Origin of the sequence: Clostridium sp. CM028 (assembly GCF_030585565.1) — a bacterium.
In the GTDB taxonomy this organism is placed as follows: domain Bacteria; phylum Bacillota; class Clostridia; order Clostridiales; family Clostridiaceae; genus Clostridium_AD; species Clostridium_AD estertheticum_B.
The window spans coordinates 450,883-477,425 of the sequence record NZ_CP077766.1; the positions used below are offsets into that span (position 1 = coordinate 450,883).

The 26,543-nt window shown below is 31.8% G+C and carries 26 protein-coding genes and 1 pseudogene; 24 read left to right on the forward strand and 3 right to left on the reverse strand.

Features of this window, described 5'->3' with window-relative positions; translation table 11 throughout:
- Nucleotides 1-4: 4 nt before the first annotated feature.
- From pstB to KTC94_RS02270, 18 genes are all read left to right on the forward strand, one after another.
- Nucleotides 5-757 (forward strand): phosphate ABC transporter ATP-binding protein PstB, encoded by a 753-nt coding sequence (gene pstB / locus KTC94_RS02185; protein ID WP_165413525.1) that lies wholly within the window; start codon nucleotides 5-7, stop codon nucleotides 755-757.
- 23 nt (nucleotides 758-780) lie between these two features.
- The gene (phoU, locus tag KTC94_RS02190; protein ID WP_220286569.1) at nucleotides 781-1,437 is read left to right on the forward strand and encodes a phosphate signaling complex protein PhoU; all 657 of its coding nucleotides are present in this window, start codon (nucleotides 781-783) and stop codon (nucleotides 1,435-1,437) included.
- A gap of 65 nt (nucleotides 1,438-1,502) precedes the next feature.
- Nucleotides 1,503-2,327: a substrate-binding domain-containing protein gene (locus KTC94_RS02195; protein WP_220320203.1), complete on the forward strand. Its 825-nt coding sequence runs from the start codon at nucleotides 1,503-1,505 to the stop codon at nucleotides 2,325-2,327.
- 301 nt (nucleotides 2,328-2,628) lie between these two features.
- Nucleotides 2,629-3,966 (forward strand): DUF512 domain-containing protein, encoded by a 1,338-nt coding sequence (locus KTC94_RS02200; protein WP_220286567.1) that lies wholly within the window; start codon nucleotides 2,629-2,631, stop codon nucleotides 3,964-3,966.
- On the forward strand, nucleotides 3,966-5,282 hold the full coding sequence (gene der, locus KTC94_RS02205) for a ribosome biogenesis GTPase Der (protein ID WP_216302815.1): 1,317 nt from the start codon (nucleotides 3,966-3,968) through the stop codon (nucleotides 5,280-5,282). The genes KTC94_RS02200 and der overlap by 1 nt, the downstream gene beginning before the upstream one ends.
- A gap of 1 nt (nucleotide 5,283) precedes the next feature.
- Nucleotides 5,284-6,276 (forward strand): NAD(P)H-dependent glycerol-3-phosphate dehydrogenase, encoded by a 993-nt coding sequence (locus KTC94_RS02210; protein WP_216302816.1) that lies wholly within the window; start codon nucleotides 5,284-5,286, stop codon nucleotides 6,274-6,276.
- Nucleotides 6,277-6,423: 147 nt separating this feature from the next.
- Complete coding sequence (spoIVA, locus tag KTC94_RS02215; protein WP_216302817.1) at nucleotides 6,424-7,902, forward strand: stage IV sporulation protein A; 1,479 nt, start codon at nucleotides 6,424-6,426, stop codon at nucleotides 7,900-7,902.
- A 191-nt stretch (nucleotides 7,903-8,093) separates the two neighbouring features.
- Nucleotides 8,094-8,960, forward strand: coding sequence for a polysaccharide deacetylase family protein (locus tag KTC94_RS02220; protein WP_220320202.1), 867 nt, complete (start codon nucleotides 8,094-8,096; stop codon nucleotides 8,958-8,960).
- A gap of 80 nt (nucleotides 8,961-9,040) precedes the next feature.
- Nucleotides 9,041-9,694: a thiaminase II gene (gene tenA / locus KTC94_RS02225; protein WP_216302819.1), complete on the forward strand. Its 654-nt coding sequence runs from the start codon at nucleotides 9,041-9,043 to the stop codon at nucleotides 9,692-9,694.
- Between the two features lie 145 nt (nucleotides 9,695-9,839).
- A complete protein-coding gene (locus tag KTC94_RS02230; protein ID WP_165413534.1) occupies nucleotides 9,840-10,280 on the forward strand; it encodes a GatB/YqeY domain-containing protein in 441 nt (146 codons plus the stop codon).
- Nucleotides 10,281-10,976: 696 nt separating this feature from the next.
- Entirely contained in the window at nucleotides 10,977-12,404 is a 1,428-nt protein-coding gene (locus tag KTC94_RS02235; protein WP_258280667.1) for an aspartate ammonia-lyase, read from the forward strand.
- Between the two features lie 411 nt (nucleotides 12,405-12,815).
- Complete coding sequence (locus KTC94_RS02240; RefSeq protein WP_220320201.1) at nucleotides 12,816-14,096, forward strand: dicarboxylate/amino acid:cation symporter; 1,281 nt, start codon at nucleotides 12,816-12,818, stop codon at nucleotides 14,094-14,096.
- A gap of 32 nt (nucleotides 14,097-14,128) precedes the next feature.
- Nucleotides 14,129-15,301: an NADP-dependent malic enzyme gene (locus KTC94_RS02245; RefSeq protein WP_165413536.1), complete on the forward strand. Its 1,173-nt coding sequence runs from the start codon at nucleotides 14,129-14,131 to the stop codon at nucleotides 15,299-15,301.
- A 196-nt stretch (nucleotides 15,302-15,497) separates the two neighbouring features.
- Complete coding sequence (locus tag KTC94_RS02250; protein ID WP_165413537.1) at nucleotides 15,498-15,836, forward strand: hypothetical protein; 339 nt, start codon at nucleotides 15,498-15,500, stop codon at nucleotides 15,834-15,836.
- 248 nt (nucleotides 15,837-16,084) lie between these two features.
- Nucleotides 16,085-16,882: an amino acid ABC transporter substrate-binding protein gene (locus KTC94_RS02255; protein ID WP_220320200.1), complete on the forward strand. Its 798-nt coding sequence runs from the start codon at nucleotides 16,085-16,087 to the stop codon at nucleotides 16,880-16,882.
- Between the two features lie 12 nt (nucleotides 16,883-16,894).
- The gene (locus KTC94_RS02260; protein WP_216302822.1) at nucleotides 16,895-17,578 is read left to right on the forward strand and encodes an amino acid ABC transporter permease; all 684 of its coding nucleotides are present in this window, start codon (nucleotides 16,895-16,897) and stop codon (nucleotides 17,576-17,578) included.
- A 13-nt stretch (nucleotides 17,579-17,591) separates the two neighbouring features.
- Entirely contained in the window at nucleotides 17,592-18,335 is a 744-nt protein-coding gene (locus KTC94_RS02265) for an amino acid ABC transporter ATP-binding protein (RefSeq protein ID WP_220320199.1), read from the forward strand.
- 65 nt (nucleotides 18,336-18,400) lie between these two features.
- Nucleotides 18,401-18,607 carry a hypothetical protein gene (locus tag KTC94_RS02270; RefSeq protein ID WP_165413541.1) on the forward strand — a complete coding sequence of 69 codons (207 nt, stop codon included), beginning with the start codon at nucleotides 18,401-18,403 and terminating at the stop codon, nucleotides 18,605-18,607.
- A 59-nt stretch (nucleotides 18,608-18,666) separates the two neighbouring features.
- Here the strand turns inward: KTC94_RS02270 and KTC94_RS02275 are convergent, their stop codons facing one another.
- On the reverse strand, nucleotides 18,667-19,173 hold the full coding sequence (locus KTC94_RS02275; protein WP_216302841.1) for a methylated-DNA--[protein]-cysteine S-methyltransferase: 507 nt from the start codon (nucleotides 19,171-19,173) through the stop codon (nucleotides 18,667-18,669).
- A 584-nt stretch (nucleotides 19,174-19,757) separates the two neighbouring features.
- Between KTC94_RS02275 and KTC94_RS02280 the strand changes: the two are divergent.
- From KTC94_RS02280 to KTC94_RS02305, 6 genes and pseudogenes are all read left to right on the forward strand, one after another.
- Nucleotides 19,758-19,916 (forward strand): annotated as a pseudogene (locus tag KTC94_RS02280) (RNA polymerase subunit sigma-70); the annotation flags it as partial.
- Between the two features lie 142 nt (nucleotides 19,917-20,058).
- The gene (locus KTC94_RS02285; RefSeq protein WP_165413544.1) at nucleotides 20,059-20,247 is read left to right on the forward strand and encodes an alpha/beta-type small acid-soluble spore protein; all 189 of its coding nucleotides are present in this window, start codon (nucleotides 20,059-20,061) and stop codon (nucleotides 20,245-20,247) included.
- 232 nt (nucleotides 20,248-20,479) lie between these two features.
- Nucleotides 20,480-20,608 carry a hypothetical protein gene (locus tag KTC94_RS02290; RefSeq protein WP_258280755.1) on the forward strand — a complete coding sequence of 43 codons (129 nt, stop codon included), beginning with the start codon at nucleotides 20,480-20,482 and terminating at the stop codon, nucleotides 20,606-20,608.
- A 75-nt stretch (nucleotides 20,609-20,683) separates the two neighbouring features.
- Nucleotides 20,684-21,946 (forward strand): putative DNA modification/repair radical SAM protein, encoded by a 1,263-nt coding sequence (locus KTC94_RS02295; protein ID WP_220320198.1) that lies wholly within the window; start codon nucleotides 20,684-20,686, stop codon nucleotides 21,944-21,946.
- The gene (locus tag KTC94_RS02300) at nucleotides 21,939-22,670 is read left to right on the forward strand and encodes a TIGR03915 family putative DNA repair protein (RefSeq protein WP_220320197.1); all 732 of its coding nucleotides are present in this window, start codon (nucleotides 21,939-21,941) and stop codon (nucleotides 22,668-22,670) included. The genes KTC94_RS02295 and KTC94_RS02300 overlap by 8 nt, the downstream gene beginning before the upstream one ends.
- Nucleotides 22,671-22,787: 117 nt before the next feature.
- Nucleotides 22,788-23,153, forward strand: coding sequence for a hypothetical protein (locus KTC94_RS02305; RefSeq protein ID WP_216302826.1), 366 nt, complete (start codon nucleotides 22,788-22,790; stop codon nucleotides 23,151-23,153).
- A gap of 133 nt (nucleotides 23,154-23,286) precedes the next feature.
- On the opposite strand, the gene KTC94_RS02310 is transcribed toward KTC94_RS02305, so the two are convergent.
- Both KTC94_RS02310 and KTC94_RS02315 read right to left on the reverse strand, forming a co-directional pair.
- On the reverse strand, nucleotides 23,287-24,564 hold the full coding sequence (locus KTC94_RS02310; protein ID WP_220320196.1) for an aspartate aminotransferase family protein: 1,278 nt from the start codon (nucleotides 24,562-24,564) through the stop codon (nucleotides 23,287-23,289).
- A complete protein-coding gene (locus tag KTC94_RS02315) occupies nucleotides 24,557-26,506 on the reverse strand; it encodes a peptidase U32 family protein (protein ID WP_220320195.1) in 1,950 nt (649 codons plus the stop codon). The genes KTC94_RS02310 and KTC94_RS02315 overlap by 8 nt, the downstream gene beginning before the upstream one ends.
- Between the last annotated feature and the right edge of the window lie 37 nt (nucleotides 26,507-26,543).

Here is a 26,543-nt window from a genome sequence, read left to right on the forward strand (position 1 = left end):
TAATATGGGAATTGTTATAGCAAAGAATCTAAATCTATATTATGGCAACGTTCAAGCACTGAAAAATGTAAACATTAATATAGAAAAAAATTCTGTTACTGCACTTATAGGACCATCAGGTTGTGGTAAATCGACATTTTTACGTACTATAAACAGAATGAATGATTTAATAGATTCTGTTAAAATAGATGGAGAAGTATTATACGAAAATAAAAATATATACAATCCAGATTATGATGTTATAGATTTAAGAAAGAAAATAGGAATGGTATTCCAAAAGCCTAATCCTTTCCCTATGTCAATATACGATAATGTGGCTTATGGACCCAGAATTCATGGTCTAACTAATAAGAAACAACTTGATGAAGTTGTAGAGAATAGTTTAAAGGGAGCTGCACTTTGGAATGAAGTAAAAGATAGGCTTAAAAAGAGTGCGCTAGGATTATCTGGTGGACAACAGCAACGTTTATGCATAGCTAGAACTTTGGCAGTAGAACCTGAGGTTTTACTGATGGATGAACCAACTTCAGCATTAGACCCTATTTCAACTTTAAAGGTTGAAGAATTAATGGATGTTCTCAAAAAAAAGTATACAGTTATAATTGTTACGCATAATATGCAGCAAGCAGGTAGGATTTCTGATTATACAGCATTTTTCTTAAATGGAGAAATCATTGAGAATGGAAAAACAGAGGAGATTTTTTACAAACCTCGAGATAAAAGAACAGAGGATTATATTACAGGAAGATTTGGCTAAAATATAATAAGGAAGGTGATTTAATGGCAAGAAAAGTATTTGAAGCGAATCTTCAAGAGCTTCATAATGATTTAATTAGAATGGGAAGCATAGTAGAAAAACAAATTTATGACTGCATCGATGCCTTAGTTACTCAAAACACCGAAAAAGCTAAAAAAATAATGAAGAATGATGACATAGTTGATGAAATGGAGCGAGAAATAGAAGATAAAGCAATAAAATTAATCGCTATGCAGCAGCCTTTAGCAATAGATTTAAGAAATATTTTCACTATGACAAAAATAGTAACGGACCTTGAGAGAATGGCTGATTATGCCGTTGATGTTGCTAAAATCACATTAAGATTAAAAGATGAAAAGTATGTAAAGCAACTAGTAAGTATACCTAAAATGGCTGAAATAGTAGTGCTTATGATAAGAGATGCCTTGGATGCCTATGTGGCAGGAGATGTTAAAAAGGCTTATGCAGTTTGCAAAAGGGATGATGAGGTAGATACTATATATAAGGAAGTATTTAGAGAACTACTACAATTAATGATTAAAGATCAAAATACAGTAAATCAAGCTACTCAATTTATATTCATTTGTAAGTGGCTAGAAAGAATTGCTGACCATACAACAAACATATGTGAATGGACAATTTATCTAGTTACTGGTGAAAAAATTAATTTAAACGAATAGTTTTTAGATAAAATACAAAAACTACAATAAATACAAATTTAAAATATTGTAGTGGAGTTGTGATTATGAAGAAAAAAAAACTAAAAAATTTTTTTATATTTTTTTGCGTTAGTATGATAATGCTAAGTACAGGGTGTAAAAAAGGTGCAGAATTCAAAGAAAAAAAGTCCAAAAGCATTAAAATAATTTGTGAAGACACAGTTTTTCCTTTGGTAAATGATTTAGCACGTGATTATAATTTAAATAATGAGCATGCAGTTACTGTGGAATCTGCTGAGAAAGAAAGTGCTTTTAATAAATTAGATAATTCTGAAGGGGATGTTTTAATTGGATATGTTCAGCCAGATAAGAAGGAGATTGAAGCTGACATGCTAGCTTGTGATGGAATAGGGATTATTGTTAACGCTAGCAATAAAGTGGATGGTGTGGGAACTCAGGAATTAAAAAAAATATATACTGGAAATATAGTAAACTGGGAAAAATTAAATGGTGAATCAAAAACAATAGTACCTGTAGCATATAAAAATATGTTAAATACAGCCCAGCAGGGATTTAACATAAGGATAATGGATACTCCTGTAAAAGAACAAATGGGTAATAGCACTCAATATGTATCAAGTGTAGAAGAGATGAAGAATTTTGTTGCTCAGAATAAAAATTCTATAGGATTTATACCTGGACAGTGGTATAATAAAGAAAGTAAATTTTTAAAATTAAATGGTATTGAAATTACTAAATCAAATTTGCAAAATGAACTTTACTTTCTAAGGATTCCAATAAAAATGTATTATTCTAAAGAGAAAGAAGACAGTTTAAAGGATCTTTTTCAGTATTTTAAAAGTGAAGATGGTAAGAAAATTATTAGAAAATATTGCATAGAAGCATTTTAATACCTCCTTCTTAGGAGGTATTTTTATTCTGTAGTAAATTGCATAGCAGGTTTAAATCCATTAGTATAAGATAGTTAAAAAACCGCAAAATGAGCGTAATTTGCTTTTTTTCTTCTTTTAACGACTAATAGCGTTGACTTAGGTATTTAATTAATGTAATATAACTTAATGGAATACTATAATTTATTACTTAACTAATTTCTTATTATAAATTTAAAGGTGTGATTTAATCTTAATATAATATTTCTAATTCCTCATAAAACCTTTTAGATGAAAGGTTATGGTTGAGCAGGAGGTAAAAATGAAAAACCAAATAGCTAAGATACTTCCAGGAAGTATCGCAGAAGAAATTGAGTTAGAAGTAGGAGATAGATTAATAAGTATAAATGGCAATGACGTAGTAGACATTATAGACTACAAGTTTTTAATTACAGATGAACTTCTTGAAATTGAAATTGAAAAGATAGATGGTGAGATTTGGGAAATTGAATTTGAAAAGGAATATGATGAAGATTTAGGAATCCAATTTGTTGATGCTATTTTGGATAAACCAATGAACTGTCATAATAAATGTATATTTTGTTTTATTGACCAATTGCCAGAAGGAATGAGAGAAACTTTGTATTTTAAAGATGATGATTCAAGGTTATCGTTTTTTCAAGGTAATTTTGTAACTTTAACTAATATGAAGGAAGAGGACATAGATAGAATTATTCGATACAAAATAAGCCCTATTAATGTATCAGTTCACACTACTGATCCAGAGCTTAGAAAGATAATGTTAAACAATAAATTTGCTGGAAATGTGTATGATAGGTTAAAAAGGCTGGCTGAAGCGGGTATTAAAATTAATTGTCAAGTAGTTTCTTGTCCAGGTATTAATAATGGAGAAGAGCTTATAAAAACCATTGAGGATTTATATAAACTTTATCCTAGCATAGAAAACTTAGCAGTTGTTCCAGTTGGTATAACAAAGTATAGAAAAGGCTTATTTAATTTAACATTGTATGATAAAAATACTGCAGCAAAGGAAATAGAAAGTGTAAAGCAATTACAAGAAAAATATATTAGAGAAGTAGGCTCACCTTTTATACGATTGTCTGATGAATTCTATGTTGTAGCACATAGTGATGTACCACAAGAAGAGTTTTATGATGGGTATGATCAATTAGAAGATGGCATTGGTATGATTAGACTACTTAGAAGTGTTATTGATAAAGATATAGCAAACCTAAAGCCGAATAATAAGGGAAGCTTTACATTTGTAACAGGGCATTCAGCTTATACAGAAATATTAAAGGTAGCTGAGAAAATTACTGCATGTAATAATAAAATAAAAACTGATGTTAAAAAAATAAATAATGTTTTTTTTGGAGAAACTATTACAGTAGCGGGTCTTTTAACAGGAAATGACATAATTAAGCAGCTAAGGGATGAAAAGCTAGGAGATTATTTAATAATTCCTAGCAATATGCTAAAAAAAGGATATGAACTAGGAAACTATGAGGAACAAATACTCTTGGATAATATTACGATAAGTGATTTAGAAAAAAGCTTAAATACAAAAATTTTAATATGTGATTATTCAGGAGAAGATTTAATCCATATAATAAACCAAAATAGTCGGGAGGAAGAATAATGGCAAAACCAATCGTAGCAATAGTAGGAAGACCCAATGTAGGGAAATCTACATTATTTAATAAGTTGGCAGGTAAAAGAATTTCAATAGTGGATGATAAACCAGGTGTAACAAGAGACCGAGTATATGCAGATGCAGATTGGCTTAGACACAATTTCACATTAATTGATACAGGTGGTATAGAAATTGAAAGTCAAGATATTATTTTAGCTCAAATGAGAAGACAGGCACAAATAGCGATAGAAACAGCAGATGTTATAATATTTATTGTAGATGGTAAACAAGGACTTACAGGTGCGGACACTGAAGTTGCACAGATGCTTAGACAAAGCAAAAAAGCAGTAGTACTCGTAGTAAATAAAATAGACCATCTTGAACTAGAAGCTAATGCCTTTGAATTCTATAATTTAGGTATAGGGACTCCTATAGCTATTTCTGCAACTCAAGCCCTTGGACTTGGAGATATGCTAGATGAAGTAGTAGCCCATTTTGAAAGTGTTTATTCAAACACAGAAGATGAAGAATATATTCAAGTTGCAGTAGTAGGTAAGCCGAATGTTGGTAAATCATCGCTTATAAATAAAATACTTGGAGAAGAAAGAAACATAGTAACTGATATTGCAGGTACTACAAGAGATGCTATTGATAGTAAAATAGAAACTGAAGAAGGTAAATTTATTCTTATAGATACTGCGGGAATAAGAAGAAAAAGTAAAGTAGAAGAAGGAATTGAAAGGTATAGTGTTATTAGATCATTAGCTGCTGTTGAGCGAGCTGATGTAGTTGTACTTATCCTTGATGCTACGGATGAATTAAGTGATCAAGATGAGAAAATTATAGGTTATGCTCATGAGATGAAAAAAGCAATTTTTGTTATAGTGAATAAATGGGATCTTATTGAAAAAGATACAAAGACTATGCTTGAATATAAACAAAAATTACAAGCAGGATTAAATTTCATGGCATATGCACCTTATTTATTTATATCCGCAAAAACCGGCCAAAGAGTACATAAGGTATTAAAAACAGTTAAAGAATGTTATGAGAATTATTCAAAAAGAATTTCTACAGGAATACTTAATGAAGTTGTAAATAAGGCTGTACTTATGAAAGAACCTCCAACGGTGGCAAATAAAAGATTAAAAATATTCTACGTTACTCAAGTAGACTCTAAACCACCAACATTTGTATTCTTTGTAAATAATGAAAATTTACTACATTTTTCTTATGAAAGATATTTAGAAAATCAATTAAGAAATAGCTTTGAGTTTATCGGAACAGGGATAAGACTTATATTTAGGGAAAGGAAGGAATAGAATGTCAAAAGTTGCTTTTTTAGGTGGTGGGAGTTTTGGCACTGCGTTATCAATAATGCTTGCCAAAAAAGGTACGAGCGTTAATATCTGGGATAGAAAGCTTAGTGTTATTGATGATATTAACATTAAGAGAGAAAACATTAAGTACTTACCAGGCATTATCGTGCCAGCAGGAGTAACAGCATTTACGGACATAGAAAAGGTTATAACTGATAGTGAGCTAATTGTATTAGCAGTGCCTTCGCATGCAATAAGAGGCTTAAGTAAGATGATAGCACCACATCTAAAAGAAAATCAAATTGTGGTTAGCATTGCAAAGGGGATAGAAGAGGGCTCAGCAAAAAGGATTTCAGAAGTTATAGAGGAAGAAATTGTAAGTAACCCTATAGTAATACTTTCTGGTCCTAGTCATGCAGAAGAGGTTGCATTAGATATACCTACAACGCTAGTAGTTACATCTAAAAAAATGGAGTATGCAAGTATTGTGCAAGATGCATTTATGTCTAGTAAATTTAGAGTTTACACTAATGAAGATATTGTGGGTGTAGAGATAGGTGGAGCAGTTAAAAACATTATTGCACTAGCTGCAGGCGTATCTGATGGTATAGGCTACGGTGACAATGCTAAGGCTGCACTAATGACAAGAGGAATGAGTGAAATTATACGAATAGGCACAAAGCTCGGAGGCAGAATTGAAACATTCTATGGCTTAACGGGTATGGGTGATCTTATAGTAACTTGCACTAGTATGCACAGTAGAAATAGAAGAGCTGGTATTTTGATTGGAAAGGGTGTTCCAATGGAAAAGGCATGCGAAGACATAGGAATGGTAGTAGAGGGTATAAAAGCTGTAAGAGCCTTCTATGAGCTTAAAGAAAAAGAGCAGATTTCTATGCCTATTACGGATGTGTTATACAAAGTATTATTTGAAGGTAAAGACCCTAAATATGGGGTATACGAATTGATGTCAAGAAACAAAAAAGATGAGTTTTAAGAAAACTATTAGTATGGAAAGACCAATTTTTTATTAAGAATTTAATAAAAAATTGGTTTTTTTTTATATATTTTTAATCTATAGTAATAATTCATTGATCTCTAAAATATATTTATAGTGATAATAATAAGTATTGGGAGGTATATATTGGATAATTTTGATATATATAAAGATATAGCGGAGAGAACGCAAGGGGATATTTATGTAGGTGTTGTGGGTCCTGTAAGGACTGGAAAATCAACATTTATAAAAAGATTTATGGAACTTATGGTAATTCCTAACATAGACAATCCTCATAAAAAAGAAAGAGCAAAAGATGAACTTCCTCAAAGTGGTTCAGGGAAATCGATTCATACTACTGAACCTAAATTCGTACCCAACGAAGCAGTTGAAATTGAGTTTGAAGGGGGAACTAAATTTAAAGTAAGGATGGTCGATTGTGTTGGGTATATTGTTAAAGGAGCGGTAGGATATGCTGAAGGAGAGACGCCTAAGATGGTGACAACCCCTTGGTATGATTACGAAATTCCATTTGAGGAAGCCGCAGAGATTGGAACAAAAAAGGTAATAAATGAGCATTCAACTATCGGTCTTTTAATTACTACAGATGGTTCTATCACAGGCATAGAAAGGGAAGAATATTTAGAAGCGGAAGGAAGGGTAGTTGATGAACTTAAATCCATTAATAAACCTTTCATAATGGTATTAAATTCTAAAAATGCAGATGCTCCTGAAACACAAGTTTTAGCAAGAGAATTAGAAGAAAAATATGATGTTCCAGTTCAAGTTATGGATGTTGTAAATATGAAAGAGGAGGATATAGCTAATATATTTCAAAGAATTCTTAAAGAATTTCCAGTTAAAGAAATTAACATAGATATGCCAGAATGGATTGAAAACTTAAGTTCTAAGCACTGGGTAAAAATTAACTTTATGAAGTTCTTAAAAGATACGTGTAAAGATATTTTTAAAGTTAGGGATATAAATAAATCGCTACTAACATTTAAAGAAGTTGATTTTTTAGACTCTGCAATACTTGATGAAATGAATATGGGAGAAGGTACTGCTAGAGTCAATATAATTCCTAAACACGAATTATTTTACAAAATACTTGGCGAAACTTGTGATTGTGAAATAAAAGGAGAAAATGATTTATTAACATTAATGGGGGAATTCTCTAGAGCTAAAGTAGAATATGATAAAATTTCAGAGGCTTTAAAAGATGTTAAAGAAAAAGGCTATGGATTAGTTGCACCACAGCTTTCAGAAATGACATTAGAAGAACCTGAAATTGTGCAACATGGTGGGAGGTATGGAGTTAAATTAAAGGCATCTGCACCTTCTCTTCATTTTATTAAGGCAGATATACAAACAGAAATATCACCTATTATGGGTACAGAAAAGCAAAGTGAAGATTTCTATAAATCCATTTTAGAACAGTTTGAGAATGATAAATCTCAAATTTGGCAGAGTAATATGTTTGGTAAATCTTTAGAAGTATTAGTTAAAGAAGGCCTCCAAAGTAAGCTGTTTAAGATGCCTGATGACGTTCAAGTGAAAATTCAAAAGACTCTACAACGAATTATAAATGAGGGTAATGGCAGCTTAATATGCATTATATTATAATAAGATTTTTCAGGATATAGTAGCTTTGAGTTATAGGGAGTATTCCTTATGGCTCAAAGCTTATTTTCATTTACAAATAATTATAATAATACATACAAAAAAATATTATAAAATATTTTAAAAGAGGTATAATAGCTATGTGGAAGTTTATCGTATATGAATATATTAAAATATACATAGAGGTGATCTAATTGCAATTTAAAAAAATACCGTTATTAATAGTATTAACACTTGTGCTTTGTGGTTGTGCAAATGACAGACAAAATCAGATAAGTTTAAGTAATGCAAAGCAAACAAATAGCAGCATTAAAACGGGCAGTGATGGAAATACAAACTCTAAATCAACTTTAAAAGAGAATAGTCCGAATTTACAGACAAAAACTATTAACTGGTCATGGGCTTATTCACCAAGAGAAAATTCAACATTATTATCGAAATATCATGCTTATGCTTTTGGCGAAACTTCTAAAAAAGTAATTTATCTAACTTTTGATGAGGGGTATGAGAATGGTTATACAGCAAGCATTCTTGATACTTTAAAAGCTAACAATGTTAAAGCAGCTTTTTTTGTAACAAAGCCCTATGTAACGGGTTCTTTTAATGGTGCAAAAGATATTGATCTTGTAAAAAGAATGATGAATGAAGGCCATATTATAGGGAATCATTCAGTGCATCATAAATCCATGCCGTCTATAACTAATGAAATGGATTTTAATTCAGAGATTACAGAAAATGAAACTACTGTTAATAACATCCCCGGTTTAAAAATGTCGAAATTTTTTAGACCGCCTATGGGTGACTTCAGTGAACTTTCTCTTTATTACACTCAAAAGCTTGGTTATAAATCAGTGTTTTTTACACTTGCTTATAAAGATTATGAACCTAAGGATCAGCCAAACCCTGAAACGGCAAAAAAAAATCTTTTAAAGCAAACAAAGCCTGGAATGATATGTTTGCTTCATGCAGTTTCAGAAACCAATACAAAAATACTCGACAGTCTGATTAAAGAGTGGAAAAGTCAGGGATATGAGTTTAAAACATTGAATGACCTTCCTTAGAAAATAGCATAGACTTATATAGACATTTTTGGGCTTAGAACTGTTTGAGAAATTAAATGACGATGGAGGGGTGGAATAGTATGAAATTTACAGATTATATATTTGAAGAGGTAAAGGAATTTTGGAATTCATATTTAGAGCATCCATTTATAAAGGAGATAGGAGAAGGTACCTTAGATAAGGAAAAGTTTAAAAACTATCTTATACAGGATTATCTATATTTAAAAGAATATTCAAAGGTATTTTCTGTAGGGTTAATTAAGGCAAAAACTATGGACGAGATGAAATTTTATTATAATTCAATAAGGGGAATTATGGAGGATGAAACGGCTGTTCATATAAAATATTTAGAAGGCTTTGGATTAACTGCTAAAGAAACGGAAAAATGTGAATATAAATTAATAACTACAAGTTATACAAGCTATATGCAAGGTGTGGCGCTTACCGGAGATTTAAAGGAGATTGCCCTTGTTGCTATGCCGTGTACGTGGAGTTATAGCTACATAGGCAAATATATTAAAAAGACTTATGGACATAAGCTAGAGGGGAATTTTTTCAATCCATGGATTGAAGAATACGCTTCTGAAGATTTTGAAAAATTCACTAATGACTGGCTGGATTATATAAATGATTTATGCGAAGACATAGATGAGATAGAAAAGAAAAGATTATTAGCTATTTTTATGAAATCATGCATGTATGAATTAGAATTTTGGAATAGGGCATATAATTAATATTAGATTATAAAATTGGGAAACTTTCCTTCTGAAATGTCGTTAAAGTGAGATTATAAGAGTATAATGTATATATAAGTATAGTTTTAATAAAGTAACAAAATGACTTGTTAAAAAATATTGAATTATTTAGGAGGTAACACATATGTTAAAACAAACACTGAAAGATGATATTATTAAATATATGAAGAGTAGGGATAAGGTAAGACTGACTGCTTTAAGGACTTTAATGGCTGACGTTAAATATAAAGAAATGGATTTGAAAAAAGAACTTTCTGACGACGACTTAGTTGGTATTATTGAGAAAACAATTAAACAATTAAATGAAACTCTTAGTTATGCGAAAGAAGCTAATAAAGAAGATATTATAGCTGAAACAGAAATTGCTATCGAAATGTTTACATTTTATATGCCCAAGCAATTAAGTGACGATGAAGCAAAAATAATTATCAGTGAAGTTATTACCCAAAATCACTTTAGCGGAAAGGGTGACATGGGGAAGGTTATGAAGGCTGTTATGCCTAAGTTAAAAGGAAAGTATGATAGCAGGAAGGTAAATCCTCTTGTGAATCAATTATTGGCATAGGGAAAATGGAGTAATGATACCATTTATTAAAGGTAAAGGCAAATTAGTAATTATGAGTGAGTTTTATCCCATATGTAGGGGTAAGATTCACTTTTGAATTTTATTAAGAAAGTATTTTTTTATGTTAAAATTTATAAAATGGAGTTTTAATAAGTAATGAGTCCTTATTGAATAATCAATTTAAGGGTATAACAATAGTTGATAATACTGGATTTAAATTATATAATAAGTACTAAATAATTGTAAATATAATAGTGTAAACAATTACAATATGATTTATTAACAGGTTAATTAATTCATTGTGATGTTATATGCCTATAAATATCAAAAAACTCTTAGTAGCAAGTAGTTATCTTCAGGTCATATCATAGTACCCTTGAGGTACTTATTTTTTTTATGTGGAATACCACTTAGAGAGCAGATGTAAAATTAATCTTAACGGTAATCTTGCAAAGTAAACAATATTCAAAATATTCAAACTTAAGGTTGTATTCGATATAACCCTAGGTATATTAAGAATTAATTTTCAATTTCAAATGCTTTAAAGCGCCGTAAATCAATAAATATTAAGTAATAAATTAGTCTTAATTTAGTTAAAAGACTTACTTATGATACTTAAAAAGACAGATGTTTATTTGACAAAATTTATTTCAAAGGGTATTATTAGTATATTATAGTAAACAAGGAGGAAATATTATGAATGAAAACATGCAAAAATTTAGGGTGGAAAGCGATTCTGTTGGCTCTAAGAATGTACCTATAGAAGCATATTATGGAGTTCAATCATTAAGGGCGTCAGAAAACTTTAATATTACAGGTAGGAGGATGCACAAAGACTTAATAGTCAGTCTTGCGCAAGTAAAAAAAGCTACAGCTATTGCAAATAATGAAGCTGGATTAATGAGTAAAAAAATCAGCGACGCTATAGTACAAGCATGTGATGAAATAATAGTTGGTAAATTACATAATGAATTTATAATTGATCCTATTCAAGGTGGAGCAGGTACATCGGGTAATATGAATGCAAATGAAGTAATTGCTAATAGAGCAAATGAAATATTGGGTGGTAAATTGGGAGCGTATGATAAAGTTCATCCAAATGATCATGTAAATATGGGACAATCTACAAATGATGTATTCCCAACAGCAGGCAAGATGGCAGCTCTAAAACTTATTCCAAAAACCTTAGAGGAGTTAAGAAAACTTGGTGATGTACTTGTTGAAAAGTCTAAAGAATTTGATGATGTTATTAAAATGGGAAGAACTCAAATGCAAGATGCTGTACCTATTAGATTAGGCCAAGAATTCCATGCATATAGCTCAGTAATAAAAAGAAATATTGATAGGTTAGAAAAAGCCAGTGAAGGGCTAAAGAGTGTAAATATGGGAGCTTCTGCTATAGGGACAGGAATAAATGTGGATACAGGATATTTTAAAAAAATCGTGCCAGCAATTAATGATGTTGTTAATTTAGATTTACATCAAGCAGAAGACTTAATAGATGGGACACAAAATCTGGATGTTTTTGTGGACGTTTCATCAGCTCTTAAAACTTGTGCAGTAAGTCTATCCAAGATATCAAATGACTTAAGGTTAATGTCTTCAGGTCCTAGAGCAGGCTTTGGGGAAATCAATCTGCCAGCAAAACAAAATGGATCTTCAATAATGCCAGGAAAGATAAATCCTGTAATTCCAGAAGTTATGAGTCAAGTATCTTTTAATATTATAGGCAATGACATTACTATAACTATGGCAGCAGAGGCCGGACAATTAGAATTAAATGCATTTGAACCAGTTATATTCTATAACTTATATGAATCTATAGAAACACTAGGTAACGGAGTTAATACCCTTAGAGAAAATTGTATTGCAGGTATTACGGCTAATAGAAAAAGGTGCAAATACTTAGTAGATAATAGTGTAGGTATAATTACAGCGATAGTACCTCATGTAGGTTATAAGGCAGCTGCAAAAATTGCAGCTAGAGCGATTGCAACAGGCGAACCTGTAAGTGAATTGGTACTTAAAGAGAGTATTTTAACGAAAGCACAACTTAATGAAATACTAGATACAATAGCAATGACCGAGCCAGGAATAGCAGCAAAGCATTTAATGGCTATATAAATTATTTTATTAATTAAATGTAAACAATAGTATGCAATTAGGTATTTTTTGTGGTATTATAGTATAGTGAAATTGCAATCATCATGGAATAAAGTAAAGGCTCAGTTAGTTTCGAGGATTGAAACTAGAGATGATCTTAGCATTGCATATACTCCGGAAGTGGCTAAAACATATTGAGTGAATATTAAGAAAACGGTTACCAGTATGCTCCTAAACAAGATTTGGTTGTTTAGGAGCATACTGACATGAAGGGCTCCTTTCGAAATTCATTTTTAGTGTATACCCATCTTGTAAATGTATATGCGCCCAAGATGGGCGGATTACAGCCATTTCAATATATAAAAATGTGGTATTAATGCTGGCTGTGGCATTTCATAGCCAGCTAATAAAATATATAAAGGAGGGTTTTGTATGAGTAAAAAAAAGGTCAACTTGACAACTAGGATCCTTATTGCTCTATTATTAGGATCAATAACTGGAATTATTGTTTTTCAATTTCCTAATGGAACTTTTAAAAATGCTTTTTTAATAAATGGTGTTTTCCAGTTAGTAGGTCAACTTTTTTTAAGAGGAATAATGATGCTTGTAGTTCCACTTGTGTTTATTTCCTTAGCAAATGGTGCGGCCAGTATGGGAGATGTAAAGAAATTAGGTAGGGTCGGGGGAAAGACAGTAGCTTTTTATCTATCAACTACAGCAATATCTGTTGCTATTGCGCTAGTCTTAGGTTATTTTATAAAGCCAGGATCAGGGTTAGATTTAACAGCCGTAAAAGCAGTGAAAACTACAATTGCTACCAAAACTCCATTGGTACAAACGTTATACGAAATGGTACCAAGCAATCCAATTTTAGCTATGTCGGAAGGAAATATGCTTCAAATTATTGTAGTTGCTGTATTAACTGGTATAGGCTTATCTCTATTAGGTAAAAAAGGTCAGCCTCTAATTAATTTACTTGAAAGCCTAAATGATTTAATAATGAAATTAGTAGAAATCGTTATGACATTTGCACCTATAGGTGTATTTGGGCTTATAGCTAAAACCTTTGCTACTGTAGGGTATGTAGCTATGATGCCTTTAATGAAATATATTCTTACAATATATTTGGGTCTATTACTTATCTCAATATTAGGATATGCAAGTCTTTTAAAAAGTTTTACTGGGTTATCTATAAAAAAGTTTTACAAAAAATTCTTCCCAGTTATGTCTGTAGCTTTCTCAACAGCTAGTAGTAATGCTACAGTACCAGTGAATATGGAAACATGTGAAAAAGAATTAGGGGTATCAAAAGGTATTGCGGCTTTCACTATTCCATTAGGTGCAACAGTTAATATGAATGGTACTGCTATTATGCAAGGGGTAGCAACATTCTTTGTAGCTCAAGCATATGGCATTCCTGTTACACTAAATATGATGTTAACAGTAGTTCTAACTTCAACTATTGCATCTGTAGGTACAGCTGGAGTCCCTGGTGCTTCCATTATAATGCTGTCTATGGTATTTCAGGCTGTAGGTCTTCCCTTAGAAGGAATCGGTCTTATAATGGGTGTAGATAGATTGGTAGATATGGGCAGAACAGTTGTCAATATTACAGGAGATGCTATTTGCACTGTTATAATAGCTAAGCAAGAAGGGGAATTAGACGTTGACGTATTCAATAGTGAGAACGAAGAATTAAGTGGCAATGTATAAATAATACAATTTAATAAAAGGGGAAGTATTGAATGAATTATTTTGTAGAAAGTTTAAAACTGCATGAAAAACATACAGGCAAAATTGAAGTAATATCAAAAATAAAAATCCAAACAAATGATGATTTGGCACTTGCGTACACACCTGGTGTTGCAGAACCTTGCAAGAAAATCTATGAAAACGTAGAAAATGTGTATAAATATACATCTAAAGGGAATATGGTTGCAGTGGTTACGGATGGCACTGCTATTCTAGGGCTTGGAGATATAGGACCCGAGGCAGGACTTCCGGTTATGGAAGGAAAGGCTATATTGTTTAAAGAGTTTGGTAATGTAGATGCCTTTCCAATATGCTTAGACACAAAGGACGTAGATGAAATTGTTCGCACAATACAGCTTATCTCCCCAGGGTTTGGTGGGATAAACTTAGAAGATATTAGTGCTCCAAGATGCTTTGAAATAGAAGAAAAGCTTAAAAAAATATTAGATATACCAGTATTTCACGATGACCAACATGGGACAGCAATTGTAGTTCTTGCAGGTCTTATCAATGCTTGTAAAGTAGTTGGAAAGAAGCTTGAGAATTTAAAGGTTGTAGTAAACGGTGCTGGTTCTGCGGGAACAGCAATATCAAAGCTTTTACTCTCCTCAGGAGTGAAGAATTTAATTGTCTGTGACAAAGTAGGAGTACTTTATAGAGGGATGGCAATAATTGATGATGCAAAAACAGCCCTTACAGAAATAACTAATCCAGAAAATATAAAAGGAAGCTTAAGTGATGCATTAGTAGGTGCAGATGTATTTATAGGGGTTTCTGCACCAGGAATAGTAACACCTGAGATGGTTAAATCTATGAACAAAGATTCTATAGTCTTTGGAATGGCAAATCCAACCCCAGAAATCATGCCAGATGAAGCTAAAAAAGCGGGCGCGAGGGTATGTGGTTCAGGACGTTCAGATTTTCCAAACCAAGTAAATAATGTTCTTGTATTTCCAGGGTTATTCAGAGGTGCATTAGATGTGAGGGCAAAAGAAATAAATGAAGAAATGAAGCTTGCAGCAGCATATGCTATTGCAAATTATATAAAAGATGAAGATTTAAACGAAAACAATGTAATTCCAAGTGCATTAGATAGAGGTGTAGCAACAAAAGTAGCAGAAGCAATTGCGAAAGCTGCAAAAGAAACAGGCGCAGCAAGGATATAACCAAGCGCTGCTAGGATTACCTCTTCATGACCATTGAGAATCATGAATAAATTGTAAATGATTTATTTTTTTAATTTAAAAAGATAGTAAAAACTTTATAATAAGGTTTTGCTATCTTTTTTTCTATTAATTTCTTATAGAATTTTTTAGAATAAATCTTCGCCTTATTACATATAATTAGTGGAGGTGGTTAAATATGTATAGAACTATGGTGTGCAAAACATGTGATAACAATAGAGTACTCATTGAAAAAGTTGGACAGGAACTAAATATCAAGTGTTCAAAATGTGAAAATACAATAATGCAGGCGGTTTACCTAGAGTCTTGGAATGAACATATTGCTAATACATATAAATTTAGAATCGGTATTGATGATGATAGGTTAATTGAGGCGGATATAGTTGAAATGAAAGTTAATAAAGAAGAGCCTCAAACTTCAAGCGAAGAGGGAAAAAAAATTCGGTTAATGTATGTAAAAGAATATGAATTCATAAGGCAACTTCCAGAAGATGAGTATGTGGAAATAATCAATTGAAATAGATTGTAGGGGGATGAAAGAGTCGAAGAGCTGCTTTGAATATGTATGTTTATATAGGGAAAATGAAAAAAAGAGCTCACTAGGGCTTTTTTTTGTTTTCAAAACAAATGAATATGGTGATAATATATAATTAGTCTTCACTATAGTAACTTAAAAATAAATATTGACAGTAAAAGAAAACCTATGGTATTATAAATACAATGCAATACATTACTAAAACGATAGGAATACTAGGAGGGTAATAAATGAAAAAAACATCTGTATTAATTAGTACTTTATTAATAGCAACACTGGGACTTGTAGGATGCGCCACAAGTAGTAGTAAAAACACTGAATCTAAGGACCTATTATCAAAAATAAAGAGTGAAGGGAAAATACAAATTGGTACTGAAGGAACATACGCACCATACAGCTTCCATGATAAATCAGGAAAGTTAACTGGTTTTGATGTTGGAATTGCAGAGGAAGTATCTAAACGTCTTTCCGTAAAACCAGAATTTGTGGAAACAAAGTGGGATGGTATGTTTGCTGGGCTCGACGCAAAGCGATTTGATATGGTAGTAAATCTAGTTGGAATTCAACCAGATAGACAAGAAAAATATGATTTTTCAGAACCATATATAGTTTCAAAAGCAGTGCTTATAGTAAACAGTGATGATAACACTATCAAAAAGTTTGAAGATTTGAAGGGGAAGAAATCTGCTCAATCATTAACTAGTAACTTATCTAAAATTGCAAAAGATAATGGTGCAATACTTCAACCAGTTGACAGCTTTAATCAAGCAATTGACCTTTTAGGTTCTAAAAGGGTAGATGCCACAGTTAATGACAGTTTATCTTATCTTGATCTTAAAAAACAAAAACCAGACCTTGCTATAAAAGTTGTTGATGAGGAAGGAAATGCACAGCCAAGCGCATTTATGTTTAAAAAGGGAAATAAAGAATTAGTGGATGCGGTTAATAAAGCACTTATTGATATGAAAGCAGATGGTGCTTATTTAAAAATTTCAAATAAGTGGTTTGGCAGCGATGTATCAAAATAAGAGGGTGATAAGATGAATTTTGATGTGCAAACACTAAGAATATTAAACATAATTAAAGACTCTTTTTTTCCTTTATTAATAGCTGGTGTAAAATTTACCATTCCAGTGGCAGTGCTTTCTTTCATACTCGGTTCAATTGTGGCTATGGCAACGGCTCTTGCACGTATATCCAAACATAAATCATTAGTTTTAATATCAAGTTTTTATGTTTGGATAATAAGAGGGACACCGCTTCTCGTGCAGTTATTTATAATATTCTACGGATTACCAGCTGCTGGTATAACCATGGGAGCTTTACCGGCAGCAATTATAGGTTTTACATTAAATGTTGGAGCTTATAATTCGGAAGTAATTAGGGCTGCAATTCTATCTATACCTAAGGGGCAGTGGGAAGCAGCATCTTCAATTGGTATGACTCATACTCAGTCGTTGATTCGTATAATTTTGCCACAAGCAGCTAGAGTATCTGTACCGCCGCTGTCAAATTCATTTATAAGCCTTGTTAAAGATACATCCCTTGCTGCGTCGATTACTTTAGCGGAAATGTTTCAGATTGCTCAAAGAATAACAGCAGTAACATATGAACCACTTGTATTGTACTGTGAAGTGGCCTTTATATATCTATTATTTTGTACTATACTATCTACAATTCAACAGAAAATAGAGAAAAATCTTGAAAAATATGTCGCTAGGTAATTGGAGGAAATTCATGATTAATATAAAAAATTTACACAAGAGTTTCGGAAATAATGAAATATTAAAAGGTATAGATTTGCGAATTGTAAGAGGCGAAGCAACCATTATTATAGGGCCTTCAGGTTCGGGTAAAACCACACTTCTTAGATGTATGAATTTGCTAGAACTGCCTAATAAGGGGACTATGAGCATTGGGGATAATGAATTAGTGTTTGGGGAAAATAAAAATCCAACTGATAAAGAAGTGATATCACTTCGCAGGAATACTGGAATGGTATTTCAAGGATTCCATTTATTTCCTCATATGACTGTGGTAGAAAATATTATGGAAGGGCTTGTTACTGTACTTAAGCAATCTAAGAAGGCAGCCCATGATAAAGCACTTAAGCTTTTAGATAAGGTTGGGCTTTTAGACAAGTGCAACAGTTATCCTCATGAGCTTTCAGGAGGACAACAACAAAGGGTTGCTATAGCGCGTGCTATGGCTATAGAACCATTAGTACTATTATTTGACGAGCCAACATCTGCACTGGATCCTGAGCTTGAAGCGGAGGTGCTTAAAGTTATGAAGGATCTATCACTTGAAGGTATGACAATGGTAGTTGTTACTCATAATATGAGTTTTGCAAGAGAAGTAGCAGACAATATAATATTTATGGATAACGGAATCATTGTTGACAGGGGAACACCGAAGGAGTTATTAATTAACACAACTAACCCAAGAATAAAACAATTTTTAAATTTAGTATCTGATTAGATAATAGATTGTTTGAGAAAAAATAATTTCGACACTAAGAATTTTATTAAGTTGGAGGCGTGAAAATGTTAAATAAAGAAGTTAAAGAGAATCTATTGAGAGAAGGCATTCATGAAGATGCTGTAAGTGCTTTAGATGAAAAGGGAAAGTGCCTATTTGATATAGATAGTACAAGGGACGTATGCTTTGAACTGATTGATGTGGGTGTTAAATTTAGTTGTGAACTAAGTATTTTAGATGATGGATTGTATTTGATAAAAATTTTAAATTAGATTATAGACATAACCATTATTAGGGCTATGTCTATAATTATTATTATGTGTAAAAATTACTATTGGAAATTGAATCCTTCAATTTCCAATAGTAATTTTTGTGTAGGCGTTCTATTACCAGCAAAGCCTACCAACTTACCACTTTTACCAATGACCCTGTGACAGGGTATAATTATAGGCAATTGGTTATATTTATTAGCTTGACCTACTGCCCTTACAGCTTTAGGGTTTCCGATGGATTCTGCAATTTGCAAATAATTCCGCGTTTCACCATAAGGTATATCTCTAAGGGCTTTCCATACTTTTTTTCTGAACTGTGTGCCTTCTATAGATAAAGGTATATCGAAATTTTTCCTTTTACCTTTGAAATATTCGTCTAGCTGAACTATAACTTCCTTGCATAACTCATTATCTTTGGGAATAGCTTCATGTTTTTTCTTGTATTGTATCCAATCTTCTTCAAAAATTTCTACTTTTATAACACCAATCTCATTCACTACTACATGGATAAGCCCAATAGGGGAATCATAAACATCATAACCGATTTTCACAAAACGCCTCCTCAATTGTATAATAGAAACCATAAATAAAAGGTAGCATAAGATTCATATTATGTCCAGTTTAAAGCAATTTTTTTATCATATAAAATGAAAACGTGAATATTAATTTTCTCCAAATGAAAAAGGCCAGACTTTAAGGCGGGCCTTTCAATTTCTTAATCTATATAAGTTTTTTATTAAATATATTAGTTAAATTTAAATTTTCTATTTTACCTTTAATCTCATCTATATCTAAAGTATAGAGTCCAAGTTCCTGCATTCTTTTAAAATAGTATTATTACTCCTATGAGTATTCATTTATGAATATTGATTTATCAAAACTTGTTTTTGTAATGCAACATTGAAATCAAGAAAATGTCTAATTGTTGGTTATCAATTATAAATGCGTAAAAAAATATAATGTGGTAGAATAAATAAAATTTTTAGGGTATGAGTATGTATAGGGTCCTCTAGTGGGTCCCTTCTGCAAAAGCATTTTAGAAACCGGCCTTAAAAGTTCTTATTTAATAATTAAATATTAGGTACATGAAAACAAATAACAAATCATATTATATTTAGAAGCTCTGGTAGGAGGAACATCTGCGTTTTTCATGAATTGTTTATTAAATATGATTGGAAGTATTACATTTTTAACAGCCTATATAACTGGCAGTAGTTCATTCCCTCAACCATTGTGTGAAGAAGAAAAAAAATATTCCTATCCAGGAAAGGATGTAGATGAGCTAATATCTATTGGAATAGTGGGACTCAATTTATATAATAACTAGCCCTTAAAAATCATCTATTTAATTATATTGGAATAGACATAATTTTCTATGAATATTGTTTATAATAATACACATGATAATAGTGTAATTGAAAATGATTATCAAATATAGAGGAGGTTATTATATGTCAAGAAATAGAGTATTGGTTCCGGAGGCTAAGGTTGGATTAAACAAATTTAAAATGGAAGCTGCTAAAGAAGTAGGAGTAAATCTTACAGACGGTTACAATGGAGATTTAACCTCAAGAGAGAATGGTTCGGTAGGCGGACAAATGGTTAAGAAAATGGTTGAGTCTTACGAAAAGAATTTGTAATAAGAAATGTGGAAGAAGTTAGCCTAGCGTAATTGCTAGGCTTTTTTTGTAAAATCATTTAAATTTGATAAACAGCCCCATAGAAATATGGAAATTGTCAGTTTGCGTGGGAAGAAAGAGAAAATAAATGGTTACACATGGTAAGTAAAGAAGCTATTGCACTAATAAAAGTTAATCAAGAATAAATATATATTCTTTAGAATTTGAAAAAGAGAGTGAAATAAGTTTTCCCATTAATAATGGAAGACAGGTATATTTAGTTCAAGTAGAGGGATGTTCAAGTATAAATAGTATTAAGATAGGAAAAAGATGCTATGGAAATGGTAGCGTGGTTAATGTGTATTTTAATAGAGTTTCGTGATTATCCAGGAAATATATCTATTAAAATTGGACAAAACGTGATAAAATAAGAACAAACGTTTGCGGGGTGATAAAAGTGGATATAATGAAAAAACTTGAAATATTATCTAATTCAGCGAAGTATGATGCGTCTTGTTCTTCGAGCGGTTCTAATAGAAAGAACACAAAGGGAGGCATAGGTAATGCAGCATCAACAGGTATTTGCCATTCCTGGTCACAGGATGGTAGATGTATTTCGCTACTTAAAATTTTGTATACCAATAAATGCATATACGATTGTAAATATTGTATTAATAGAGCTAGTAATGATCTGGAGAGAACAAGCTTTACTCCAAAAGAAGTAGTAGATTTAACTATAAATTTCTATAGAAGAAATTATATCGAAGGATTATTTTTAAGTTCTGGGGTAGAAAGAAGCCCAGATTACACGATGGAAAATTTAGTGAGAATTTTAAAGGATTTAAGACTGATTCACAAATTTAATGGATATATTCATGTAAAAGCTATTCCAGGCTCTGATCCAAAGCTCATATATGAGGCGGGATTGTATGCAGACAGAATGAGTGTAAATATTGAGTTGCCGTCAGAAAAAAGCTTAAAACTCTTAGCACCTCAAAAGAATAAGGCAGATATATTAAAACCTATGCGACTTATTAAACACAGTATAATAGAATCTAATGAATATAAGAAAAAAGGATTTAAAGCTCCTAGATTTACTCCTGGTGGACAAAGTACTCAGATAATGGTAGGGGCAACTAATGAAAGTGATTTAAGAGTAATTAGTCTTACTGAAGGATTATATAATACTTTTGGGCTTAAGAGGGTGTATTATTCTGCTTATGTGCCGGTGGTGCAGCACGCAAATTTACCCGCTATTCAAAGCACACCTCCAATATTAAAAGAACATAGAATGTATCAAGCAGATTGGCTTTTAAGATATTATGGATTTAAGGCAAATGAATTATTAGATGAGCAAAATCCGAACTTTGATATAAATTTAGATCCCAAAGCCTTTTGGGCATTAAATAATTTGGATAAGTTTCCGTTAGAAGTAAATAACGCTCCCTATGAAACATTACTTAGAGTGCCTGGAATAGGAGTAACATCGGCTTTAAGAATTATAAAATCAAGAAGACTTTGCAATCTTTCCTATGATAATTTAAAAAAAATAGGAGTAGTGCTCAAAAGAGCTAGATACTTTATAACTTGTAGTGGTAAATTTTATGGAGATAAGGCGATGGAAAGAGGAAGGATCATAAATTATTTATTAGACTATGAAAGTTTTGATAAGCCACAACAAATGAGCTTGTTTACTCAAAGGAGTGATTTATTTGGTTAGATACATTTATGATGGAAGTTTTGATGGGTTTTTATCTGTTGTATATGGTTGTTACTATGATAGAATACCTGAAGGCATAGATAGGATAGATAGCTATACTTTTGATATGATATATAAGGACAAGTTTATAGAAACTGATATAATAAAATCAAATAAAGTATCTAAGTCAATACTAGAAAAAATCTCAAAAGATGCATTAATTCATGTGTATCAAGCGTTTTTGTCTGAGGTACAAGGAATAGAGTTAATATTATTTAAATATATACAGTTAGGGTTTAAGTTAGGGAATAAAGTTAATGATTTTCTAACAGATGACATTGTAAATGAAGTACAGAAATATTCTAGAAAAGTTGGCTTTGAAGCACATAGATTTTTAGGATTAGTTAGATTTCAAGAATTCAAGGGCATATTGTATGCAGCAATTGAACCTACTTACAATATTCTTGAGCTCATAGCAAATCACTTTAAAGTAAGACTTACAAATGAAAAGTGGATAATTCATGATGTGAAGAGAAAAACAGGTGTAGTTTATGAAAATCATGAATGGATATTAAGGGATTTGAAATTTGAAAAATTAGAAAGTAATGAGAAGGAAGAGTTATTCTATCAAGATCTTTGGAAAGTTTTTCATAAAAGTATTAGCATACAGGAAAGGAGTAATAATAGATTACAAATGCAACATATGCCAAAGAAATATTGGGATAATTTAATTGAAATGAAATAGTGTCACTAGTTGCACTATTTTAAATTTCAGTATTTTTAAAAAAAATGTTAAAAGTCATGTTATAATAGATATAAACACATTATTAGGTTATTGTAATTAAAGGAAGGAACGATGATTATGAAAAAATCAGTAGAATACACAGAAGTTGAAAGTCCTAGCATAAGTATTGAAAGAAAAAAACATATGATGGAAAAAATCTATAAAACACTAGAAGATTTGGGGGCTACCAGTAAAGAAAAAGGTAAAACGAGTAAAGAAATAAACAACTCTATTCCTAAGGAGCCTACTATTAAAGATATAGATAGTGTGAAAAAAATCAAGAAAGTACAATTAAATACACCTTCATTTGTAGGTTCACTTGCAGGACTTATGTCTAAATCTCGAATACTTGGTAAAGTATCAAGCGTAGAGAAAAAGGAAGTTAAATGGTACATACTGGGGACTGCAAAAATGATTAATGATATAGATCCTAGAGATATGTAATATTTATCATTTGTTTTTCAGCAATATAACACATAACCACAATAAAAAACTAAGTCTTAAAAGTTAAGACTTAGTTTTTTTTTATTCGAATATATCATTAATGAACATATTGTATTATATTAGCGCGTGGAAACTAACATAATTTACTCAAAGCTAAATTTAATTTATCTATCATAAAATCTACATCATTTTTTGTTATAACAAGAGGTGGCTGGAAAGCTAGCACATTTCTACCTATTCCATTTTTACCCAAAAGAATGCCTTCATCCTTTAATATCTCTAATACAAAGTCAGTTTCTTTAAACGCTGGTTCACCATTTTCTTTTACTAGCTCTACACCTAACATAAGGCCTATACCTCTAACATCATAAATTATTGGGTACTTTTCCTTAAGTTTTAGAAGGCCACTTTTTAATTTTACTCCTAAATTTTCTGCATTTATACATAAGTTATTTTTAGAAATGTAGTCAAGGACAGCTATAGCAGTACTTGCAGCTACTGGATTTCCACCTAAAGTAGATGCAGAAGCTTTGGTAAATGTTGCTGCAATTTTATCATTCGTGCAAAAAGCTGATATCGGCATTCCGTTTCCAAGAGCTTTTGCCACTGTAATTATATCTGGAATTATTTCATAATGTTCTATGGCAAACATCTTACCAGTTCTTGCAAATCCTGTTTGAACTTCATCAATAATTAATAGTATTCCATGTTTTTCAAGTAGAGTTTTTAATTTTTTGAAATACCACTGAGGTGGAGTTATAATGCCTCCATTACCTTGCACGGGCTCTGCAATTAAAGCAGCAATCTTATCTGGTCCTTTAGCCTCAATTAATTTTTCTACAGATTCTAAGGATTCTGTAGCTGCTGCTTCAATGCTTTTCTCTTTAGCATAAGTATTGGGGGCAAAGGTAACACAATCAGAAAGCGTAGGATCTGCTCTCCACATAGGTATTCCTGTAACACTCATAGTTAAATAAGTTCTACCATGTAAGCTATTATTCAATGAAATAAATTCATTTCTGCCTGTGTAAAGTCTAGCAAGTAAAAGAGCACCTTCATTAGCTTCTGAGCCCGTACAGCAGAAGAACGAATGATTAACATCCCCAGGTAATACAGATGAAAGCTTTTCAGCTAGATCAACTATTGGCTGTGTTAAATATATAGTACTTGTATGTTGAAGGGTTTTCATTTGTTCTATTGTTGCATCTAAAATTTCAGGGTTACAATGACCGCAATTAACAACAGAAACTCCTGCAAAAAAATCGAGATATTTTTTACCTTCTGAATCAAATAAATACTGCATTTCTCCACGTGTAATCTGAGGTGGGTTTTTATAAAAATGCTGCGAACAGGGAAAAAGGAATTCTTTTTTCTTTTGAATAATTTTTTCAGGACCTATATAATTACACATTATTATAACCGCCTTCATTATTAAATTGAAATGCTCCAAGAGTAAATCCAGCATCACTAGGACTTAGGGAATGGAATAATTCTTCACATTTGCTTAAGTCATTAATGGCTTCTCTGTAAATGCTTAAAACTTTTCGTAGATTATTAGTATCATAATGACAAGCTTCAATTCTAAAATGGGTTACACCAATATCATTTAGTTCTTTTAAAAAGGGAAGATAACAAAGCTCTTTATAAAGCATCATATGATTCCTACCATAGTTATCTTGATATATTGGGTGTTCATGTTTTTTTTCATCAACTAAAACTAACACCTTGTTATCAACGTGAGAATTATTCTCGCATATCACAGACTCTAAGACTTTGGTATTCTCATATAAATTATGATCCATATACATAACTGTTGGAGAGCCGTGAACTATGATTTCAATAGGAATTGGTGATTTAGCAATGGTCTGTTTAGCGTCTAGCAGTGGGGTCTCTACAGAAAGTGTAGCAACAGATAAACCTTGCTTTTCATAGAAACTAGCCGCATATTGATTATAAATGTTTAAGGAATAATCTCCAATAAGCTCAAGTCCTAAAGATTTGTATTTATGAATAGCTCCTAAATTGGTTACTAATAAGCCATCAAGTCCTAAGTTATTTTTCACAAGTAAATGATTGTATTTTGAAAAATCCTCTTCAAACATCATTTTTGGAAAGCCTAGATATATTTTTGTATTTCCTTTTCCATTTGTTAATTTAAGTATTTCACTCTTGCTAAAAGGAAGGTTTGGCGCAAAAACTTCTCCAGATAAATAAATCGCGTCTACACCGACCTCTATCGCGACTTTAGCTTGTGAATAGGAATTGACTTTTACACTTAGATTAGGTTTCTGTGCTAGAGAAGTTTTTTCATTCAAAAGGGTTTTGATTTGTTCTACCGTTTCTTTACTAATTTCGATTTCTTCTACAGGCTTACTAAAAACTTTACCATGGCTATAAAATTTCCCCGTACCTTCATAGCGTCTATTGATATTTGAGAGCCCTGGGTTTCCAAAGGCACTGCAGGTAGATAAGTCTCTAATGCGGGTTCCATAAATACTTTGGGCATCTTTTTTTCTATCATAGCAAATAGGGTCATCAATATATCTATTTATAGCATCGCTGTAGTAATTAATCATGGTAACTAGATAATCTGCATCTTTCATTCTTCCTTCTATTTTAAAGGAGAGGATACCTGCCTCAATCATTTCAGGTAGATGTTCATACATATACATATCTTTTACAGCCATTGGATATTCTGTAGGATAAGCTAGACCATCTTGTTTCATTGTAAAATTCCAACGGCAGGGCTTCATGCAAAGTCCTCGATTACTACTCTTTCCGAAAAGCATGCCACTATACAAACATTGAGCACCATGGGCAATGCACATATCTCCATGAGCAAAATATTCGAATTCCATATCGGTTTGGTAATGCAAGTTCTTTATGGTTTGTAAATTCATGTCCCTGGACGCAACAATCCTAGTAATTCCACAACCTCGAAGTGCTTTAATAGTCTCTAAGTTGTGAACATTCATCATTACAGATGAATGGATAGTTAGGTTTAAATTTAAACTATTTATTAACTCTAATATGCTAAAATCTTGAATAATTAAAGCATCTGGTCCAGCTTTTTCTAAGAATTTTAGATATTCCACCGCATCTTTTAAATCCTGCTGACTAAAAAGATTGTTTACTGTTACATAAACTTTTTTATTTAAAGAATGAGCAATATTGATTGCTTTTTCTAATTCATCATTTGACAGGTTGTAATCTTTTCGATGCATACGCATATTTAATTTTTTGCCGCCCAAATATACAGCATCAGCACCGCTGTGAATAACCTTTTCAAAAATTTCGAAAGTTCCTGCAGGAGCTAATAATTCTATTTCATTGTTGTTAAAAAATCTACTCATATTAAAGCACCTTCCTTTACTAGTGATGTAGCCTCTT

Excerpts from the sequence above, each read along its gene's own strand:
- KTC94_RS02210 (WP_216302816.1), top strand. The coding sequence starts at position 5,284 with ATGTCAAAAGTTGCTTTTTTAGGTGGTGGGAGTTTTGGCACTGCGTTA.
- KTC94_RS02310 (WP_220320196.1), bottom strand. The coding sequence starts at position 24,564 with ATGTGTAATTATATAGGTCCTGAAAAAATTATTCAAAAGAAAAAAGAA.
- KTC94_RS02240 (WP_220320201.1), top strand. The coding sequence starts at position 12,816 with ATGAGTAAAAAAAAGGTCAACTTGACAACTAGGATCCTTATTGCTCTA.
- KTC94_RS02260 (WP_216302822.1), top strand. The coding sequence starts at position 16,895 with ATGAATTTTGATGTGCAAACACTAAGAATATTAAACATAATTAAAGAC.
- KTC94_RS02270 (WP_165413541.1), top strand. The coding sequence starts at position 18,401 with ATGTTAAATAAAGAAGTTAAAGAGAATCTATTGAGAGAAGGCATTCAT.
- KTC94_RS02230 (WP_165413534.1), top strand. The coding sequence starts at position 9,840 with ATGTTAAAACAAACACTGAAAGATGATATTATTAAATATATGAAGAGT.
- KTC94_RS02235 (WP_258280667.1), top strand. The coding sequence starts at position 10,977 with ATGAATGAAAACATGCAAAAATTTAGGGTGGAAAGCGATTCTGTTGGC.
- KTC94_RS02195 (WP_220320203.1), top strand. The coding sequence starts at position 1,503 with ATGAAGAAAAAAAAACTAAAAAATTTTTTTATATTTTTTTGCGTTAGT.
- KTC94_RS02255 (WP_220320200.1), top strand. The coding sequence starts at position 16,085 with ATGAAAAAAACATCTGTATTAATTAGTACTTTATTAATAGCAACACTG.
- phoU (WP_220286569.1), top strand. The coding sequence starts at position 781 with ATGGCAAGAAAAGTATTTGAAGCGAATCTTCAAGAGCTTCATAATGAT.
- KTC94_RS02250 (WP_165413537.1), top strand. The coding sequence starts at position 15,498 with ATGTATAGAACTATGGTGTGCAAAACATGTGATAACAATAGAGTACTC.
- KTC94_RS02285 (WP_165413544.1), top strand. The coding sequence starts at position 20,059 with ATGTCAAGAAATAGAGTATTGGTTCCGGAGGCTAAGGTTGGATTAAAC.
- der (WP_216302815.1), top strand. The coding sequence starts at position 3,966 with ATGGCAAAACCAATCGTAGCAATAGTAGGAAGACCCAATGTAGGGAAA.
- KTC94_RS02305 (WP_216302826.1), top strand. The coding sequence starts at position 22,788 with ATGAAAAAATCAGTAGAATACACAGAAGTTGAAAGTCCTAGCATAAGT.
- pstB (WP_165413525.1), top strand. The coding sequence starts at position 5 with ATGGGAATTGTTATAGCAAAGAATCTAAATCTATATTATGGCAACGTT.
- KTC94_RS02200 (WP_220286567.1), top strand. The coding sequence starts at position 2,629 with ATGAAAAACCAAATAGCTAAGATACTTCCAGGAAGTATCGCAGAAGAA.
- KTC94_RS02315 (WP_220320195.1), bottom strand. The coding sequence starts at position 26,506 with ATGAGTAGATTTTTTAACAACAATGAAATAGAATTATTAGCTCCTGCA.
- tenA (WP_216302819.1), top strand. The coding sequence starts at position 9,041 with ATGAAATTTACAGATTATATATTTGAAGAGGTAAAGGAATTTTGGAAT.
- KTC94_RS02245 (WP_165413536.1), top strand. The coding sequence starts at position 14,129 with ATGAATTATTTTGTAGAAAGTTTAAAACTGCATGAAAAACATACAGGC.
- KTC94_RS02265 (WP_220320199.1), top strand. The coding sequence starts at position 17,592 with ATGATTAATATAAAAAATTTACACAAGAGTTTCGGAAATAATGAAATA.